The sequence below is a fragment of the Pseudoxanthomonas sp. Soil82 genome (genome assembly GCF_040446535.1).
Classification (GTDB): Bacteria; Pseudomonadota; Gammaproteobacteria; order Xanthomonadales; family Xanthomonadaceae; genus Pseudoxanthomonas; species Pseudoxanthomonas kaohsiungensis.
Map to the genome: position 1 here is coordinate 978,700 of NZ_JBEAAK010000001.1, position 18,978 is coordinate 997,677.

Annotated in this window: 16 protein-coding genes; 10 read left to right on the forward strand and 6 right to left on the reverse strand. The window is 69.9% G+C overall.

Going from position 1 to position 18,978, the window contains the following annotated elements:
* Positions 1-30: 30 nt before the first annotated feature.
* Together ABKA19_RS04400 and ABKA19_RS04405 are read right to left on the reverse strand one after the other, a co-directional pair.
* Positions 31-1,128, reverse strand: a complete 1,098-nt coding sequence (locus tag ABKA19_RS04400) for a dipeptide epimerase (protein ID WP_353687830.1) — start codon at positions 1,126-1,128, stop codon at positions 31-33.
* Positions 1,125-2,582, reverse strand: a complete 1,458-nt coding sequence (locus ABKA19_RS04405) for a C40 family peptidase (protein WP_353687831.1) — start codon at positions 2,580-2,582, stop codon at positions 1,125-1,127. The genes ABKA19_RS04400 and ABKA19_RS04405 overlap by 4 nt, the downstream gene beginning before the upstream one ends.
* Before the next feature lie 236 nt (positions 2,583-2,818).
* Here ABKA19_RS04405 and ABKA19_RS04410 point away from each other — a divergent pair, with 236 nt between their 5' ends.
* The 10 genes from ABKA19_RS04410 (at position 2,819) to ABKA19_RS04455 (ending at position 13,199) form a co-directional block, all read left to right on the forward strand.
* Positions 2,819-4,294, forward strand: a complete 1,476-nt coding sequence (locus tag ABKA19_RS04410) for a transglutaminase-like domain-containing protein (RefSeq protein ID WP_353687832.1) — start codon at positions 2,819-2,821, stop codon at positions 4,292-4,294.
* Positions 4,291-7,323: a TonB-dependent receptor gene (locus ABKA19_RS04415; RefSeq protein WP_353687833.1), complete on the forward strand. Its 3,033-nt coding sequence runs from the start codon at positions 4,291-4,293 to the stop codon at positions 7,321-7,323. Before ABKA19_RS04410 ends, ABKA19_RS04415 begins: the two co-directional genes overlap by 4 nt.
* A gap of 73 nt (positions 7,324-7,396) precedes the next feature.
* Positions 7,397-9,061: a serine hydrolase domain-containing protein gene (locus ABKA19_RS04420; RefSeq protein ID WP_502945702.1), complete on the forward strand. Its 1,665-nt coding sequence runs from the start codon at positions 7,397-7,399 to the stop codon at positions 9,059-9,061.
* Between the two features lie 46 nt (positions 9,062-9,107).
* The gene (locus ABKA19_RS04425) at positions 9,108-9,815 is read left to right on the forward strand and encodes a M15 family metallopeptidase (protein ID WP_502945714.1); all 708 of its coding nucleotides are present in this window, start codon (positions 9,108-9,110) and stop codon (positions 9,813-9,815) included.
* A complete protein-coding gene (locus tag ABKA19_RS04430; RefSeq protein WP_353687834.1) occupies positions 9,815-10,003 on the forward strand; it encodes a CPXCG motif-containing cysteine-rich protein in 189 nt (62 codons plus the stop codon). Before ABKA19_RS04425 ends, ABKA19_RS04430 begins: the two co-directional genes overlap by 1 nt.
* Positions 10,004-10,064: 61 nt before the next feature.
* Entirely contained in the window at positions 10,065-10,478 is a 414-nt protein-coding gene (locus tag ABKA19_RS04435; protein ID WP_353687835.1) for a hypothetical protein, read from the forward strand.
* Positions 10,479-10,665: 187 nt separating this feature from the next.
* Entirely contained in the window at positions 10,666-11,037 is a 372-nt protein-coding gene (locus tag ABKA19_RS04440) for an EF-hand domain-containing protein (protein WP_353687836.1), read from the forward strand.
* Positions 11,038-11,194: 157 nt separating this feature from the next.
* Positions 11,195-11,923 carry an HAD family hydrolase gene (locus ABKA19_RS04445; protein ID WP_353687837.1) on the forward strand — a complete coding sequence of 243 codons (729 nt, stop codon included), beginning with the start codon at positions 11,195-11,197 and terminating at the stop codon, positions 11,921-11,923.
* Between the two features lie 112 nt (positions 11,924-12,035).
* Complete coding sequence (locus ABKA19_RS04450; RefSeq protein ID WP_353687838.1) at positions 12,036-12,491, forward strand: hypothetical protein; 456 nt, start codon at positions 12,036-12,038, stop codon at positions 12,489-12,491.
* Between the two features lie 135 nt (positions 12,492-12,626).
* Positions 12,627-13,199: a hypothetical protein gene (locus tag ABKA19_RS04455; protein WP_353687839.1), complete on the forward strand. Its 573-nt coding sequence runs from the start codon at positions 12,627-12,629 to the stop codon at positions 13,197-13,199.
* Here ABKA19_RS04455 and ABKA19_RS04460 read toward each other — a convergent pair.
* From ABKA19_RS04460 to ABKA19_RS04475, 4 genes are all read right to left on the reverse strand, one after another.
* Positions 13,196-13,939: a DUF72 domain-containing protein gene (locus tag ABKA19_RS04460; protein WP_353687840.1), complete on the reverse strand. Its 744-nt coding sequence runs from the start codon at positions 13,937-13,939 to the stop codon at positions 13,196-13,198. The genes ABKA19_RS04455 and ABKA19_RS04460 overlap by 4 nt on opposite strands.
* A 158-nt stretch (positions 13,940-14,097) precedes the next feature.
* Positions 14,098-15,786 (reverse strand): aspartate-alanine antiporter-like transporter, encoded by a 1,689-nt coding sequence (locus ABKA19_RS04465; RefSeq protein WP_353687841.1) that lies wholly within the window; start codon positions 15,784-15,786, stop codon positions 14,098-14,100.
* Between the two features lie 49 nt (positions 15,787-15,835).
* On the reverse strand, positions 15,836-17,242 hold the full coding sequence (locus ABKA19_RS04470) for an OprD family outer membrane porin (RefSeq protein ID WP_353687842.1): 1,407 nt from the start codon (positions 17,240-17,242) through the stop codon (positions 15,836-15,838).
* A gap of 24 nt (positions 17,243-17,266) precedes the next feature.
* Positions 17,267-18,967: an aspartate:alanine exchanger family transporter gene (locus ABKA19_RS04475; RefSeq protein WP_353687843.1), complete on the reverse strand. Its 1,701-nt coding sequence runs from the start codon at positions 18,965-18,967 to the stop codon at positions 17,267-17,269.
* Positions 18,968-18,978 lie beyond the last annotated feature (11 nt).

An 18,978-nucleotide genomic window follows, 5' to 3' on the forward strand; every position in this document is an offset into this window, starting at 1 on the left:
ATCCGGGTCGGGCGCACCTGGCAACCGCGCTCAGCGCGCGAGCAGTTCCAGGCCGCGGATCTCGCGGATGCCCAGGCCCGGCGCGTCGGTGACGGTGATCTCCGACTCGTCGAAGATCACCCCGCCCTCGACCGGGTTGAACTGGCCAAGCGACGGGCCGTCCAGGTCGACCTTGGTGATCACGTCGGACTTGGCCACGGCCAGGTGCACGGCGGCGGCCACCGAGATCGCCGATTCGATCATGCAGCCGATCATGCACTGCACGCCGTAGATGGAGGCGATGTCGGCGATCCGGATCGCGTTGGACAGGCCGCCGGTCTTCATCAGCTTGATGTTGATGATGTCCGCCGCGCGGCGCTCGATCAGGTCGAACACCTGGGCCGGGCCGAACACGCTCTCGTCGGCCATCACCGGGGTGTGCACGCGCTCGGTGACGTACTTGAGCCCCTCGATGTCGGCGGCCTTGACCGGTTGCTCGAGCAGCTCGAGCAGCACGCCGGCGTCCTCCAGCGTGCTCATCGCGAACACCGCCTGCTTCGGGGTCCAGCCCTGGTTGGCGTCCAGGCGCAGCAGGGCGCGGCCCTCGACGGCGGCGTGGATCGCCTTGACCCGCTCGATGTCCAGGCCGATGTCCTTGCCGACCTTGATCTTGAGCGAGTCGAAGCCGCGTTCGACCGCGGCGATCGAGTCGGCCACCATCTTGTCGATGTGGTCCACCGAGATGGTGATGTCGGTGGTGATGACCGGGTCGCCGCCGCCGAGCATCTTGTACAGCGGCGCGCCGTACAGCTGGCCCCACAGGTCGTAGACGGCGATCTCCACCGCCGCCTTGGCGCTGGTGTTGCGCTCCATCGAGCCCTGGACCAGGGCGCAGATGCGGTTGAGGTTGGCGATCTCCTGGCCGATCAGGCGCGGCTTGATGAAGCGGTCGATCGCCTCGACGATCGAACCGTGGGTGTCGCCGGTGATCACCGCGGTGGCCGGCGCCTCGCCGTAGCCGGTGTGGCCGGTGTCGGTGCGCACCAGCACCACGATGTCCTCGACCGTGTCGACGGTGCGCAGCGCGGTCTTGAACGGCGTCTTCAGCGGCACGCGCAGCATGCCCAGTTCGATGTCGGTGATCTTCATGGGGTGGCTCGCGGCCGGATCCTCTGGATGCTGGTGATGCGGTCCACGTAGGTCTCCGTGTCGCCGAACAGCATCGGCTCGAGCGGGGTGACCGACACGCCGTTGAGGCCGGCGCGCACGCGCTGGCCGTCGGCCCCGCGCCAGCTGCCGCCGTTGGTGTCGTGGATCATGAAGGCCAGCCCGCGCTGGTGGCCGATGGCCATCATCACGTGGCCGGGGATGTAGACCAGGTCGCCAACCTGCAGCGCGCGCACCGCGGCCATGCGCTTGTCGCGGCTGTCGGTGGGTTCGAACGCGATCCGGTCCAGCGCCGGGCTGACCGCCTGGTCGCGGGTGTTGCGCGGGACCAGCATGCCGAAGCTGCGGTAGATCTCCGAGACGAAGCCGCTGCAGTCGCGGGCGTCATAGCTGTGGCCCCAACCGTAACGCTCGCCTAGGAACTTGAACGACTGGCGCAGCAGGTTGGCCGGGGTCAGCGGCAGGTAGTCGTCGGAGACGTCGGCCGAACGGGCGATAAGCGCCGGTGCCAGGGCGAGGCGGCCGTCGGCATTGCGCACCGGCAGGTCGACCACGTGCGAGGCGTACGGATGCTGGCCGTTGACCGCCTGCGTCGGCGGCCAGTCCGCGCGCAACGGCAGGCGCACGCCCATGTCCAGCTGCAGCGCCGACACGCGCGGTTCTTCCGGGGTGTAGGTGGTGCGTACCGTGGCGCCGGTGACGACCACGTAGGGGGTACGCTTGGCGTAGCCGAGGACGGTGTCGCGGTCGCCGAGGGCCACGTGCGCCGCTTCGATCCATGCCACGTAGCGCTCGCTGGCCACGAACAGCCACTCGCCGTCGCGGCTGCGGTGCAGCACCGCGACCGCGTCACCGGGGAACAGCGCCGATTCCTGGAAGCGGTCGATGTCGGTTTCGCCGGCGCTGCTGAACACGCGCAGCGCGGTCGGGAAGGTACGCAGCGCGGCGCGATGGACCACCAGGCCGTACTGCAGCGGCTGGCTGGCGGGGATGGCGTCCAGCGCGATCGCCTGCTGCAGCGCATCCAGCGTCTTCTTCGGCACCGCCTTGCCCTGCACGTCGAACAGGGCGCGGGTCGGCGGCGCCGAAAGCGCCACGACCTGCTCGCGCACCATCGCGCGTGGCAGCGGATCGGGCAGGGTGGCGATGTCGTGGATCGAGGGGTCCTGGGCGCGCATGCGCGCGTTCTGCGCGGCGATGCCGGCACGGTCCAGGATCACCCGGTCCGGTTCGGCGAGCTGGGCGATCCAGTGGTCGGCGGCCAGGTCGGCCTGGCGCACTTCGACGACCGCGGTCGGCGCATCGGCCTGGGTCGCGGCGGCGGGCAGGGCCGCGGCAAGCGCGAGCAGCAACGGCGCCAGCAGGAGGCCAGCAGTGGCAGGGCCGAGCCGGGCATTGCGCCTGGCTGGCGTGGTTGACGCATTGGCGGCATGCATGAGCGCCGGTCCTCTCCCCGGGGGCGTGTCCGGAAGAATAGTTATTCCGAATATTCGCGCCGTCAAGAATAAATTATTGACCCACTACCAGACCCGTGTTACACCAGCCATCACCACCGCACCCGGGAAGTGTCGTCGTGGATGTCCGCAGTTGCCAGCCTTCCGTTTCCAGCCTGCCGCCGCGTCCTGCGCGTCCCGGCCGCCGTGTCGCGTGGCCGGCGCTGTGCCTGCTGGCCATGGGGCTGGCAACGGCCGCGCAGGCGGACGCACGCGCGGCCGACACGGTGGGCGAGGTGGTCGCCGCCGTGGATCGCGGCGACTTCCGGCAGGCGCAATCTTCGATCGACGCCGCGCTGGCCGCGCCCGGCGTGCCGGCGGACCAGCAGCGCGCGCTGGCGTTCGAGCGCGAGCGCATGCGCCGCATCCGCCTGGACTTCACCCTCGACCGGGCCGCCGCCATGGCCCAGCTGCGCAAGTCGATCCCCGACCTCGAGGAGGCCGAATTCGACGCCTGGGACCGTGCCGGCCTGATCGAACGCATGGATATCGATGGCGAGCCGCGCTACTTCAAGCGCGCCATCCCCAACCTGTTCCGGCTCAGCGCCGAGGCAGCCGCGCGCCGCGCGCCGCCGGTCAAGCCCTTCAGCGAAGGCCCGTTCGAGCGGCTGCATCCGCACCATGCCGAGGTGCTGGCGGCCGCCGCCGGCGGCGCGACCAGCGTGGCCCCGCGACGCCTGCGGGTGACCCAGTCGCTGCTGGTCGATGCCGACGCGGTGCCCGCAGGCGAAACCGTCCGCGCGTGGATCCCGTATCCCCGGGCGATCGACGGCCAGCAGGAGGACATCCGCCTGCTCGGTACGGTACCGGCCGGGGGCCGGGTCGCGCCGGAAAGCACGATGCAGCGCACCGCCTACATGGAGCGCACCGCCGTGGCCGGCGAGCCCACCGAGTTCTCGGTGAGCTACGAACTGACCGTGTACGGGCGCCACTTCGCCATCGACCCGCGGCGCGTCACCGCCACGCCCGACGACGCGGCGCTGGCGCCGTACCTGCGCGAGCAGGCGCCGCACATCGTGTTCACGCCCGAACTGCGCGCCTTCTCGCGGCAGGTGGTCGGCGACGAGACCAACCCGTACCTGGTAGCGCGCAAGCTGTTCGAGGCGGTGGACCGCATTCCCTGGGCCGGCGCGCGCGAGTACTCCACGATCTCCAACATCAGCGACTACGCGCTCAAGGCCGGCCACGCCGACTGCGGCCAGCAGACCCTGCTGCTGATGGCGCTGCTGCGGCTCAACGGGATCCCGGCGCGCTGGCAGTCCGGCTGGGTGTATTCCGACGATGCGGTCGGCTACGACAACATGCACGACTGGGGCTGGCTGTACCTGGCGCCCTACGGCTGGGTGCCGATGGACGTGACGACCGGCCAGCTTGCCAGCGACGACCCGGCGCTGCGCTGGTTCTACCTCGGCGGCCTGGACGCGTACCGGATCGCCTTCAACGACGACTATTCGCGGGACTTCGTTCCGGCCAAGCAGCACTTCCGCTCCGAGACCGTGGACTCGCAACGGGGCGAGGCGGAGTGGCGTGGCGGGAACCTCTATTTCGACCAATGGGACTACCGGTTCGAATGGCAGATGCTGCCGACTGGCAATGACGCCACCAGCGCGGGCGGGGACAACTTCAACACCACTGTGGGAGAGACACGGGGATGAACAGCAGGACCTTCAGGAAAGCGGCGCTGTGCGTGGCGCTGGGTGCATGCATCGGTGCGATGGCGCCGGTGGCCATGGCGCAGAGCACGACCGGCGCCATCGCCGGCCGCGCCAGCGCGGGCGACCAGCTGGTGGTGACCAGCAAGCAGACGGGCGTAACCCGCACGGTCACGGCCAGTGGTGACGGCACCTACCGCCTGAGCCAATTGCCGGTGGGCGACTACAGCCTGCAGGTCGTGCGCGACGGCCAGCCGGTGGGGAGCGCGGTGTCCGTCAACGTCCAGCTCGGCGGCACCACGGCGGTGAACCTCGGCGCCGACGGCGCGGTCAGCAACCTGGATGCGATCCAGGTGGTGGGCTCGCGCGTGGTCAACCGTGTCGACGTGTTCTCGATCGAGACGGCCACCAATGTCAACCGCGAAGAGATCGCGCGCCTGCCGGTGGCCCAGAACCTCGGTTCGGTGGCGATGCTGGCGCCGGGCGTGATCGGCGGCAACTCCTCGCTGGGCGGCATCTCCTTCGGCGGCTCGTCGATCGCCGAAAACTCGGTGTACATCAACGGCCTCAACGTCACCGACTTCTACCGGCGGCAGAGCTACTCCACCGCACCGTTCGCGTTCTACGACCAGTTCCAGATCAAGACGGGAGGCTACTCGGTCGAGTTCGGACGCAGCACCGGCGGCGTGATCAACACGGTGACCCGCCGCGGCACCAATGTGTTCCAAGGCGGCGTCCAGGCCACATTCCAGCCGGAAGCGCTTAGCTCCAACGCCGAGGACCACCGCTACTACGACACCGACGGCGCGGGGAATCCGGTGCCGGTCGACTACCGTGCCAGCCGCGACAAGAGCAGCCTCATCAAGACCAACGTCTGGGCCTCCGGCCCGGTGATCGAGGACAAGCTGTTCCTGTTCGCGATGTATGAACAGCGCAACAGCAATTCGAGCTTCACCAACAGCTCGGGCTCCACGTGGAGCGACGCCGAGTCCAACGACGGGTTCTGGGGCGCGAAGATGGATTGGGCCATCACCGGCGACCACCTGCTGGAACTGCTCGCATTCTCCGACGAGGGCGACACCGAGACCACGACCTACGCCTACAACTGGGACGCGGCCGAGCGGGGCGCACTGAGCGGCATCAGCACCAACGAGAGTGGCGGCGACAGCGGATCGATCACCTACACCGGCCGCTTCGGCGAGAATTTCGTCGCCAAGGCGATGTGGGGCACCAACCGCAGCCAGAGCCTGGTCTATTCGCCGGCCGACCAGCAGTGCGCCCAGGTGATCATCAATTCCAGCTACAACGCCGTCTACAACTCGATGGGCCGGCCACCGGTGAGCTGCCACCCGAGCACCAGCGCCTCGGTGGTCGACCACCATGACGAACGCGAGGTGGGGCGGCTGGATTTCGAATGGACGCTCGGCAGCCACCAGCTCCGCTTCGGCCTCGATACCGAGACCATGACCACCGACCGGACCACGTTCTACCCCGGCCCGACCGGCCAGCGATTCACGATCTACTCGTATGCGCCGGGTGCGGTCCTGGGCAACGGCGCTACCGTGCCGGCCGGGGTCACCGCCGTGGCGATGGGCCGCGAGCGCGCCGATGGCGGCGTCTTCGAGACCGAGGCCAGCGCCTGGTACATCGAGGACAACTGGAACATCACGCCGTACTTCCTGCTGAACCTGGGCGTCCGCATGGACAACCTGGACTACAAGACCGCCACCGGCTCCAGCTTCATCGAGCTGGACAAGCTGGTGTCGCCGCGGGTCGGCTTCTCCTGGGACATGAAGGGTGATGGCAGCACCAAGCTGTTCGGCAACGCCGGCCGCTACTACCTGCCGGTCAACAACATCATCAACTACACCTTCGCCGGCGGCCTGACCGACGAGTACACCTACTACGCGCTCAGCGGCTGGACCCCGGCGACCAATCCGGTCACCGGCACCTCCTACATGCAGCCGGTGCTGGGTGCGCAGATCGGCCCGGTGGACGACAGCCTGAACATCGGCGTCGGCGACCTGCGCCAGAGCGTGGACCGTGACCTCGAGGCGATGTACCAGGACGAGTTCATCCTCGGCTTCCAGACCATGATCAACCAGGCCTGGTCGTGGGGCGTGAATGCCACCTACCGTGACATGACCCATGCGGTCGACGACATGCGCATCAACGCGCTGTGCGGCGTGCGCCATGGCAACCTCTGGCCGATCGCCAACCCGGGCGAGAAGGTCACGTTGTGGGGCACCACGGCCCAGGGCTGCGCGCAGGACGGATGGGTGACGATCGACACGTCCAAGGAAGGCTACATCACCGCAGGCAGCAACCAGATCATCGGCTACAAGGTGCCGGAGCGTACCTACAAGGCGGTGGAGTTCCAGATCGACCGCGCCTGGGATGACAAGTGGGCGTTCAACGCTTCGTACCTGTGGTCGAAGCTGGAGGGCAACCACGAAGGCCCGGTGAACTCGGACACCAACTACGGCGACACCGGCATGGTCCAGCACTGGGACCATCCGGCGAACAACGAGCGTTCGGGCTACCTGTTCAACGACCATCGCCACCAGGTCAAGCTGCGTGGCAGCTACAAGCTCAACGAGCAGTGGCTCTTCGGCGCCACCGTCATGGCGCTGTCGGGCGGTCCGATCACCGCCTTCGGCGTCTCGTGGCCGGGTGAGGATTCGGTGGCCAGCTACACCAGCGAGGGCAGTGGCGGCGGCACCGGCTGGATCTGCGTGTCCAACTGCACCGCGCCCAATGCGCAGCGCGTGTACGAGTACTCGCCACGCGGCGCGTTCGGCAACCTGCCTTGGACCTATGACCTCAGCGCGAACGTCACCTGGACCCTGCCGGTGGAGGATGTGGACATGAATATCCGCTTCGCGGTCTACAACCTGCTCAACGACCAGGAGGTCATCAACATCCGCAGCCGCTACGAGAAGCAGCCGGGCGTTTATCGCACCACCTTCGCCGAGGGCACCCGCTGGCAGTCGCCGCGCTACGGCGAACTCGTGCTGACCTGGAACTTCTGACCGGCATCCGGCCGCCGCGCCTGCCAGGGGCGGCGGCCGGGGAACCATCGCCCATGCAGGGATGAGGACCGAGATGCGCTTTGCCCACCCATTTGCGGCCGCTCTTGCGGCCGCTTTTCTTTCGATACCCGCTGGCGCCCTTGGCGCTGAGACGGGCGCACCTGTCGGCCCGGGTGCAGCGACGCAGGGCACCGGCCCCGCGAAACCACGACCCGCCGAGTCGGTCGCGCGGACCGGCCGCGCTTCCGGGCAACGGGCCATTGCCGACGCCATCGATGCCGCCATGGACATCTACGGCCTGCCGGGGATCGCCGTCGGCGTGATCGAAGACGGCCGCGTCGTTGCGGTGGAGACCCGCGGCGAGCTGGCCGCCGGCGGCGGCGAGGCGGTCACGCCGGACACGCTGTTCAAGATCGCCTCCAACACCAAGGCGATGACCGCCGGCGTGCTGGCGCGGCTGGTTGACCAGGGCAAGCTGCGCTGGGACGACCCGGTGGTGAAGCACCTGCCGCAGTTCCGCATGCACGATCCGTGGGTCACCGCGAACATGCAGGTGCGCGACCTGCTGATCCACAACAGCGGCCTGGGCCTGGGCGCCGGCGACCTGATGCTGTGGCCGGAGCCGAACACCTTCACCCGGGCCGACATCATCGCCGGGCTGGAGCACCTGCGGCCGGTGACCAGCTTCCGTTCCGGTTACGCCTACGACAACCTGCTGTACGTCGTCGCCGGCGAAGTCGCCGCCGCGGCCGGCGGCATGCCGTTCGACGAGCTGGTGCGCCGCGAGCTGTTCGGGCCGCTGGGCATGGACGGCTGCCGGGTCGGCGCCTGGCGCTTGGACGAGGCCGGCAGCGTGGCCCGCCCGCATCGCCGCGTGGACGGTCGCAACGTGCCGGTCGACGAGCGCGTCGATGCCGGTGGCGTCGTGCCCGACATCACCTCCATGGCCGCCGGTGGCATCCGCTGCGGCGTCGACGACATGCTCAAGTGGGTCGACATGTGGCTCGACCCGGCCGATCCCTGGCTGTCGCCGGCGCAACGCCGCGCGGTGTGGACCGCGCACATGCCGATGCCGGTGAGCGAGCGCATGCGCCAGTGGGACAGCAGCCACTTCTCCGCCTACGGCTATGGTTGGCGCCTGTCGGACGTGCAGGGCGAGTGGAAGGTGGCGCACACCGGCACGCTGTCGGGCATGTATTCCTCGGTGATCCTGCTGCCGGACCGCAAGGCCGGCATCGTCATCCTGATCAACGGCGAGGGCGAGGCGGCGCGCACCGCGCTCGGGCAGGTATTGCTCGAGCACTACACTGCTCCGGACGCCCGCGCCGACGTGGCGCACTACGCCGGCCTGCTCGACCAGGAGCGTGCGCAGCGCAGCGCGGACGAGCCGCTTCCGGACACGTCCTCGCGGCGCCCAGCCGACGCCGCGCAAGCCGGGGCGTTGCTGGGCGTGTGGCGCGACCCGTGGTTCGGCGAGGTGGCGCTGTGCCCGCGCGCGGACGGAATCGGCTTCGCCTCGGCCCGCTCGCCGCTGATGCGCGGCCGCCTGGTGCGGGTCGGCGAACGCTGGCTGGTGGACTGGGACGAGGACAGCGTCGATGCGGAAGCCTGGCTGCACCCGCCTTCTCCCGCGGACGGAAACGGCGCTACCCTGACCCTCTCCCATGTCGACCCGGATGCGGACTTCAGCTACGACTATGGCGATCTCGCTTTCACGCGCCTGCGCGACTGCCCCTGAGGGCTCGCGCCGGACGATCCGGCGACCCTTGGGCGACCGCGCCGCGGTGGCGGCTTCCGTCGCGCTGGCCGCGATCCTTGCGGTGCTGGTCCCGGTGGCCGGCGCCGCCGAGCCGCCGCGGATTTCGCCCGCGGGCGATGCCGCCGCCGCGGGCATGGTCGAAGTGCGCAGCCTGGCGCCGGATATCCAGGTCGAAATGCGCTACGCCGGTTCGGACAATTTCACCGGCTCGCCAGTGCCCGGCTACGAGGCCAACCGCTGCTACCTGCTCGAGCCGGTCGCCCGGGCACTGGCGCGCGTGCAGGCGTCGTTGCGCGCCGAAGGCCTGGGCCTGCGCGTCTACGACTGTTACCGGCCCGTCCATTCGGTGGCCAGCTTCATGCGCTGGGTCGGCGAAGCGGACGACCCGGCGCTGAAGGCGCGCTGGTATCCCAACGTGGACAAGGCCCGGCTGACCGACGGCTACATCGGCGAGGTCTCCGGGCACAGCCGCGGCGCCACCGTCGACCTGACCCTGGTGCGCTGCGATGGCGGCGCCTGCGAGCCGCTGGACATGGGCACGCCCTACGACTTCTTCGACCCCAGCGCACACACGGATGCGCCGGGGACCACGCCCGCGCAGCTAGCCAACCGCCACCGGCTGCGCGACGCCATGGCCGCCCAGGGCCTGGCCGGTTACTCGATGGAGTGGTGGCATTTCACCCTCAGGCCCGAACCCGATCCGGGTACCGCCTACGATTTCCCGGTGCGCTGATGCCGCGCTGGCTCGACCTGCACTGCCCGTATTGCGGCGAGCCGATCGAGGCGGTGGTCGACGAAAGCGCGGGCGACCAGGACTACGTCGAGGATTGCCAGGTGTGCTGCCGGCCCATCGCCATGCGCGTGCGACTGGACGACGAAGGCGAGCCGTGGCTGCGCGCGCGGCGAGAGGACGAGGCCTGAGCAGGGCGGCCCGGGCCTGCCGGCGTTTAGACTGGCCGCTCCACCGCATGCGTCCCGCCCGATGAACCTGACCCTGCACACCGGCCTGCTCGGTGCCCTTGAGGCGGGCCTGATCGCGTTCGCGATCGGCGTGCTGGTGTACGCGATCTGGGCGTGGGTGTGCCGCCGCGCGGGGCTGACCGTGGCCCATGCGATCGGGTGGGGCGCGGCGATCGCGGTGGCGGTCGCCGCCGGCCTGGACAGCTGGAACCTGTTCTACCTGGGCATCGCCAAGCTGGAGTCGCCGCTGTATGCGCGGCTGGCGCTGGCGGGTATCCACGATCCGGATTTCCTGGGGACCCGGGTGCTCCTGCAGATCATCGGCGCGCTCGCCGGCACCGTGCTGGGCTGGTGGCTGTTCAGCCACGGCTTGGCTGGCCACCATCGCGGCGACGATGGCGATCGCATCGGGAAAACGGATACATCGGCCGATTGAACCTGGTGCTAACCGGGCATCGACGACTCGCTAACCCGCGCGGTACCCGCTTCGTCGAAGGCGGTGGTTAATCCGGCGTGCACGCCGCGATCGCGACCCAAAGCCGGTTCATGGCGCGGCGGTCAGGGTCGGTGCCGTGAACTGCCGATGGCATCTCACGACATTCCACCCGATGCAGGAGTACGCCATGAATACCAAGTCCCACACAAAGTCCCTCGCCACCGGCCTGCTGGTCCTGGGCATGGTCGCCGCCGCCCCGCTGGCGATCGCGCAGACCACGCCGCCGAGCGAGCCGAAGACCGAGGCCGGCACCACCAGCCCGCCGGCGACCGGCGCGGCCGAGCAGCAGCCGGCGCAGTCGTCCGCCAGCGGCCAGGGCACGAGCTGGGCCGACCTGGACGCCGACGGCAACGGCAGCCTGAGCCTGGGCGAGGCCCGGCGCCACGGCGGCCTGGCCAGTGTGTTCGCCGAGGCCGACGCCGACGCCAACGGCGAGCTGAGCGCGGACGAGTACCGCGGTTACATCCAGAAGCAGCAGGCGGAAGCGGCCCAGGAATAACGCCTGTGGCACGGGTGGAGTAACACCCCGTGCCGAACCCGGCAGCACTCGCGCGGCGGGCCGCCTGGCGGCCCGCCGCGCCTTTTGACCGTGCGGCGGCCGGAGGCGGACAGGGTGCTTGCTATCCTGCGCACCCCACCTGGAGCAGCGAACGTCCATGTCCGACATCCGCCTGGTCGGCTTCGATGGCGACGATACCCTCTGGCGCAGCGAGGATTACTACCGCGCCGCCGAGAAGCAGTACGAAGAGATCATCGGCCGTTACATCGACCTGCACGATGCCCGCACCCTGCGCCACCTGCTCGAGGTGGAGCGGCGCAACCTCAAGGTGTTCGGGTACGGGGTCAAGGGCATGACCCTGTCGATGATCGAGGCGGCGATCGAACTGACCGATGGCCGCATCCAGGCACGCGACCTGCAGAAGGTGGTGGAGATCGGTCGCGACACCCTGCAGCACCCCGTGGAGCTCATCGCCGGCATCCGCGACGCGGTCGCCGAGATCGCGCGCGAGCTGCCCGTGGTGCTGGTCACCAAGGGCGACCTGTTCCACCAGGAATCCAAGATCGCCGCCTCCGGCCTGGCCGACCTGTTCCCGCGGATTGAGATCGTGTCGGAGAAGGATCCGCCGACCTATGCGCGGGTGCTGGCGGAATTCGGCATCGACGCGACGCAGTTCGTGATGGTGGGCAATTCGCTGCGCTCGGACATCGAGCCGGTGGTGCGGCTGGGCGGCTGGGGCGTGCACGTTCCCTACGCGCTGACCTGGGCGCACGAAGCCGAGCACGGCCTGGCTGAAGCCCATCCGCGCGTGCTGTCGGTGGCCGCCGCGTCGGAGCTGCCGAGGGCGGTGCGCGAAATCGTGACGCGCGTTCGCAACGGCTCCTGAACGCATGCAGCCGCGGCGCCGGCCCGGTAACGGTTACAGCCGTTCCGGTTAAATCGCTGTTCACTGCGCCGGCAGCAACGTCTCGGTCACGAACCACGACAGGAGCGTTGCCATGAATGCCGTCACGCACACCCACCGCTCCAGCCAGCGCGGCGCCTGGATGCGCGGCGCCTTGCTCGCCGCCGCGCTCGCCGGCGCCGCCACCCTGTTGCCTGCCGGCAAGGCCCAGGCCAGCGACGTGCAGGTGCGCGTGCTGGTCGACGTCGCCGACCTGATCTTCCGCAGCGGCCGGCCCTACTACTACGATCGCGGCTACTACCAGCCGGTGGTGGTCGAGTACGACCGCTGGCACCGCCCGGTCTACTACCGCTACGGACCGCCGCCGCGGCCGGTGGTGGTGTACCGCCCGGCGCCGCGGTACCACTACGCGCCGCCGCCGCCGCACTATCGCGTCAGCTATGACGACCGCCGCCATTACGACCGCGACCGGCACCACCATGGCCACCACGGCAAGAAGGGCCGTGGCCATGACAAGCACCGCGGCCGCGGCCGTGGCTGGGACGACTGACCGCCCGCAGCGCGTCCGTCGCACGGATCCGAAGCCGGCTGCCGCCACGGGGCCGGCCTTTCCATTGGTGCAGGCAGCGGGCGCGGCGCGCGCGGGCGGACTGACAGGCGCGCGGGGCTGGGGCATCATCCGGCGATGACACCCGCAACGCGTCCGACCCGACTGGTCATGGGCCTGGCCCTGGCGGCGGCCTTCGCTGCCTGCGCACCGGCCGCATCCGGCCAGCCGGCAGGTGCGGCGTCGCCGCCCGCCGAACAGACGTCGCGGGCGCGCGCCACCGGCGATGCCTGGCTGGACGGCCGGCTGGCCGACATCGACCAGTACGCCGCGCGCTATCCGGAGGCCTTCGCCGCCGAGCTGGAGCGCTATGCCGGCGTACCGCGCGCGTACGTGCATGGCCTGCTCGCCCAGCCCGGCTGGGGCGGCGGCGATGCCTGGTTCGCCTGTTTCCTCGCCCGCGCCACCGAGGCCACCTGCCGCAGCGTGGTCCGCGCCCGCACCCTGGCCGGTGCCGACGCGGACTGGGAGCAGGTGGCCGACGGGTTCGGCGCACGCCCGGGCTCGCCGCCCTGGCTGGCCATGCGACTGGCCCTGGCCGACAGCTACCGGCGCTGGGCGCGCCCGCTGGAACCGGATGCCGCCCTGTCGCGGGCCCTGCGCGCACGCGCGCAGGACGAATCCGCGGCCGCGGACCGCGACCGCCGCTAGCGTGACAGCAGCTCCTGCAGCCGCGCCGCGTTGGCGGTGGCAAAACCATGCGCGGTGTTGTCGAAGACCACCCAGGCGGGCATGCCCGCGCCGCGAAGGGCGGCGAGGCGCGTGGCCAGTTGCCGCAGCCGCGTGTCGGGGTAGTCGCTGTAGTACATCCGCGGCGAGCCGTGTAGCCGCCAGTACGGCCAGATCGACTCGACATGGGCGCCCGCCTCGTCGGCCTGGTCGCTGGACGGGCCCACCGCCGGATCGGCGTTGACCCGGCCCACGCCGTACCGCGCCAGCAGCGCACTGGCCCGCGGCGAGAACCAGCTGGCGTGCCTGGGCTCGCATGCCAGCCGTGCGTCGGTGCGATGGCGGAACATGCGCAAGAAGCCCGAGGCGGTACGCAGGTCCAGGACGTGGCTGGGGGGAAGCTGCAGCAGGTAGCCGCCCAGCCGGGCACCCAGTCCCGACGCCTGCGCGAGGAACGCATCCAGTGCCGGGCCGCAGCCGCGAAGCGCCAGTTCGTGCGAGATCAGCCGGGGCACCTTCACCGAGAAGCGGAAGCCGCGCGGCACGCTGCCGGCCCAGCGCGCATAGGTCGCGTGCTGGTGCGGGCGGTAGAACGAGGAGTTGATTTCGACGATCGGGAATCGCGACGCATACCGCGCGAGCACGCTGTCGCCGTCCGCGAACAGCTCGCGATACCGTGCCGGTGTCGACCAGCCCGCACAGCCGACCACGACCTTGCGCATCCGGGCGCCTTCGCGCCTGTGCGCGACGGCATCTTCAATCGGGTTTTCCCGCGTGGCTGGCATGCAGGGAAAGCCTGCCACGCCGGGTCGTGGGGGTGGCGTCAACGCGCCGCGGCGAGACCGGCTTCGCGAATCATCCGTGGGCCGGATCGACCGCGCTAGGCCATCAGCAGCACGATCACCGTGCCCCACGTAGTCAGGAACACGTGCGCGATCGCCACCGAGCCGGAGTAGCCGATCACCGCGATCGAACTGCCGCTCTTCTCCTGCAGCGCGGCCAGCGCGGCGGTGAACGTCTGCGCGCCGGACAGCGCGCCGAGCAGCAGGATGGGATGGATCTTCAGCACCTTGCGGCCGAACCAAAGGCCCGCCAGCAGCGGCGCCATCGTCACCACCATTCCGCCCAGCAGCAGGCCCAGCCCCGACTCCTTCACCGCTGGGATGAAGTGCGGCCCCGCACCCAGCCCGACCATCGCCACGAAGCCGGCCAGGCCGAACGACTGCATGAACTTGACCGCGCTGTCGGGCACGCGTCCGAACAGCGGGCGGCTGGCGCGCAGGTGTCCGGTGACGATCCCGGCCAGCAGCGTGCCCACGCTGGTGCCGATGGTTACCTTGATGTCGCCCACCGGCACCGCCGCGACCACGCCGAACAGCGCGCCGGCGAAGACGGCCAGGCCGACGGTGACGAAGTCGGTGGTGTCGGTGGCGTGGACGATCTCGCCCAGGTGGGTGGCCGCGCGCTGCACCGCCGCTTCCGGCCCGGTGAGCTGGACCACGTCGCCGCGCTCCAGGGTGGTACGGGTGCCGATCGGGATGTCCTGGCCGCGGCGCAAGATCCGCCGCAGGAACACCGCGCGCGCCTCGTCGTCGGCCGCGATCTCCTCCAGCGGCCGGCCGACCCAGTCCGGGCGGCTGACGAACACGTCGTGGACGGCGGTGGGCACGTCGAGCAGGGCGCGGTCGTCGACCTCGTCGGCGCGCTCGCCGACGTAGGCGACCAGCACCTCGCGGCGGCCGCTGATCGCCAGCAGGTCGCCGGCCTCGATGCGCAGTTCCGGTTCCGGCTCGATCAGCGCCTCGCCGCGGCGGATCCGGTGGATGAACAGCCGCATTCCCCCGGCCTGGTGTTCGGCGGCGGCGAGGGTGCGGCCGACGATCGGCGCGCGGGCCGCGACCCGGTAGGCGCGGGTCTCGAACGGCTGCCAGGCCGAGGCGACGCCGCTGCGCACGCGCACGATCCCGTAGCGTGCCTCGAGCTCGAGCGCTTCCGTGACCAGGTCCACCCGCAGCAGGGCCGGGCCGATCACGGTGCAGGTGAGGATCACGCCGAGCGCGCCCGACACGTAGCACAAGGCATCGGCCACGCCGATGTGGGCCTCGTACATCCGCCGGGTGGCCTCGTCCACCGGCAGGGCCCGGATCGCCTCGGCCGCGGTGCCCATCGCCGGCGATTCGGTCAGCGCCCCTGAAAGCATGCCGGCGGCCAGGCCCGGATTGAGGCCGAGCATCCGGGCGACGATCCAGGCCGCCAGCAGGCCGACCAGCGGCACGAAGACGCCGAGCACCGCGAAGCGCCAGCCGTCGCCCTTCATCGCCGAGACGAAGCGCGGCCCCACTTCGTAGCCGATGCCGAACAGGAACAGCAGGAACACCACCGACTTGGCGGTCGCCGACACCGGCACCTCGAACATGATGCCCAGGACCATGCCGGCCAGCAGCGAGCCGGTGACCCCGCCGAGGGTGAAGCCGAAGACCCGGCGCGCGCCGATCCAGTAGCCGATCGCCAGCGCCAGGTAGACGCCCAGCTCCGGATGGCGCGAGAGCAGCGCGGTCATCCACTCCATGGGCACGGCTCCCCTTGTCGGTTCCAGCGGAGCGGCATCGGCGCCGCGATCAGAGCGAGGGAGGGTCGTAGAAGACCATGATCCGCAGGTCCTTGAGGTCGTCGCTGGCCGGGTCGTCCTGCGACACCTGCGCATAGCGCAGGCGGACCATCAGGCCCTTGAACATGCCCTCCGGCACCTTCCACTGCACGTTGAAATCGGCTTCCTGGCGCGCGAACTCGGTTGGCGCGCTGGGGTCGCTGCCGTCGACGTACAGCGCGTACACGCCCAGCCCCTTGACCGAGGCGAAGTCGTAGCCGGCGCGCAGCATCCAGGCCGATTCGCCATCGCGGTTGAAGTCCTCCACCTGCACGCTGGTGTAGCCCGGGTAGCCGCTCCACGGGTTCTGCATGTTGGCGTTGCCGCCGGCATCGGTATAGGCGGCGGTGAACAGCGCGCCGCCCCGGACCAGCTCGGCCTTGGCGCCCCACTGGTGGGAATCGAAGCGCGTGCCCTTGAGCAGCTGGTCGCCGTTGCTCGACTGGTCGCTGTACTGCAATCCGGTGCGCAGCTTCCAGTCGCCGGACAGGGCGAACGCATACTTGGCCTCGGTGTAGAAGATCCCGATGATGTCGTCGCTGTAATAACCGATCGCGCCGACCGACAGGTCGCCCAGCGAGTAGTTGCCGCCCAGCGAATACACGCCGCGCTCGACCCCGGCCGGGGCGCCGGCGTCGCGGGCCATCGACACGAACTCCTCCGAGTTGCGTTCCTTGATCTTGTCGAAGTAGCCGGCGCCGAACCGCCATTCGCCGTTCTCCTTGCTGTCTCCGTACAGGCCCTGCAGCACGGCGGCCTGGAAGGTGTTGGGCGTCATCCGTGCATCGTTGCGGTTGATGTAGGGCGTGTCGAAACCGCGCCGGCCGAGGGTCAGGCGCGTGTCCTGGTTGAGCAGGAACTCGCCATAGACCTCGCCCAGCACCGTGTAGCCCTCCTGGCCCGGCGCCAGCAGCAGGGTGCCGTCCTTGTCCTCCGGCCCGTGCAGCTTCTGCGAGGTGTAGCCGGTGGCGCCGAAGGCGAAGAACTCGCGGAAGTAGCCGGTCTTCAGCCCGGCCGAGCCGCCCAGCGCCCAGGCCTCGCTTTCGCTGCCGTCGTACTTGTCGCGTGTCAGGAAGAAGGTACGCGCCTGCACGTCGAACCTGGTGTCCTCGAAGGCCTTGCGCCGGGTGTCGGCGATCCACGCCTCGCGGGAGGGACCGAAGCTGTCCTGCAGGCGGGTCTGGCCCTGCTCCAGCGAGCTCGGCGCCAGGTCGATCGCGTCCAGCGCTTCCAGGTCCTCGCGCACGGGTTCCTGCGCGGCGGCCTGGGCGAGCGCGGTACCCGGAACGGCCAGGCTGCCCGCGAGCAGGCAGCGGGCCGTGGCGGCGAGGAGCGCCGTCGCGCGATGGCGACGGTCGCAGTTGCGCATGGTGTCCATGCCGTTCTCCTCGTTCGCGTGCGCTTACTGCGACAGGACCATCGCGAAGTAGCCGAACACGGTGTACAGCACGCCGGAAATCGCGTAGCCGACCGGGAAGCCGACCCACGGCACGCTGCTGTCGATCTCCTTGGCCGCCTCGCGCGCCGGGCCGGAGTGCGAGCGCGAGCCCGCCACGCCGCCCATCAGCACCGCCGGGTTGATCTTGAAGATGTGATAGCCGACGGCCCAGGTGACGAATGGCGGGACCGTGCTGGCGACGAAACCGGCGAGGAAGATCTTCACCGCGATCGAGCCGGTGAGCTGCTCGAGCAGGGTGGCGCCGGCGTTGATGCCGACGATCGCGATGAAGGTCACCAGGCCCAGGTCCTCGAGGATGTTGCGCGCCGCGTTCGGGGTACTGCCGAAGAAGCGCAGGCGCGACACCAGGGAGGAGACGAAGATGCCCGACAGCAGCAGGCCGCCGGCATTGCCCAGGCCCACGCTGAAGTCGCCGACCGGCACGTTGATCTTGCCGATCAGCAGGCCCAGCACCATGCCGCCGGACAGGGTCAGCAGGTCGGTGGAGGTGCTCGGCCGGGCGATCTTGCCCAACAGTGCGCCGGCCTTGTCCACCGCGCCCTTGAGGCCGGTGACGTAGAGCACGTCGAAGCGCTTGATCTCGGTTTCCGCGCCCACCGGGAACGGCTCGCCGGAGCGCTCCATGCGCGTGACCTGCAGCTGGCCGGCGAAGTCCTCGGTGGCCAGCGCGCGCAGCGGCTGGCCGACCACGCCCTTCTCGGTCACCACGATCTCGGCCTGGTCCAGCGGCACCGACAGGGCCTTGGGATCGTCGACCTCGGCGCCGACCAGGCCCAGGTTGTCGGTCAGGTCGCCCAGCTTGCCGCCCAGCGCGACCACGTCGCCCTGCATCAGCAGCAGGGCCGGGTCGGCACCCAGCGACTCCTCGCCGCGGCGCACGTTGACGATCCGGTACTGCGGGTACTTGCTGCGGAACTGGGCGATGGTCTGTCCGGCAGTGGCCGGGTTCTCCAGCCGGTAGGCGCGCAGGCCACCGCCGCGGTAGCCGGTCAGCGCCGCGTCGTCGACGTTCTTGACGCCGTGGGCCAGCTCGTACTCGCGCGCGGCCTTGCGCGCATCGACGCCCCACCAGCGCGGCAGGTACTTGCATACGAGGATGATGCCGATCGTGCCCCAGATGTAGGTCACCCCGTACCCCAGCGCGATCATGCCCGACACCTGTTCGGCGGTGGTGCCCTCGGGCAGCTTGTAGGCGCCCTGGGTGACCGCCATCTCCGCCGTGCCGATCGCCGCGGACATGGTCTGCGAACCGGCCAGCACGCCGCCGGCGGCGCCCGCGGGCAGGTCGAGCAGGCCCGACATCAGCACCACCAGGCCCAGGCCGAGGAACGAGCAGATCACCGCCAGGATGGTGAAGGTGATGCCGTCCTTCTTCAGCGCGTTGAAGAATGCCGGACCCACGCGCAGGCCGACGCCGTACATGAACAGGTAATAGAAGAGCGACTTGGCGAAGTTGTCGAGTTCCATCTTGACGCCGTACACCGACGCCCAGGTGGCCAGCCCGGCACCGACCACGATCGCCGCGGCGACCATGCCCAGGCCGTAGCCCTTGACGGCGAACTTGCCGACCACCACCGCCATGCCCACCGTGAAGAACAGCAGGATGTACGGGTTGTCGGCCAGGAACTGGAAGAAAGCCTGCATGGCTGCGGTCT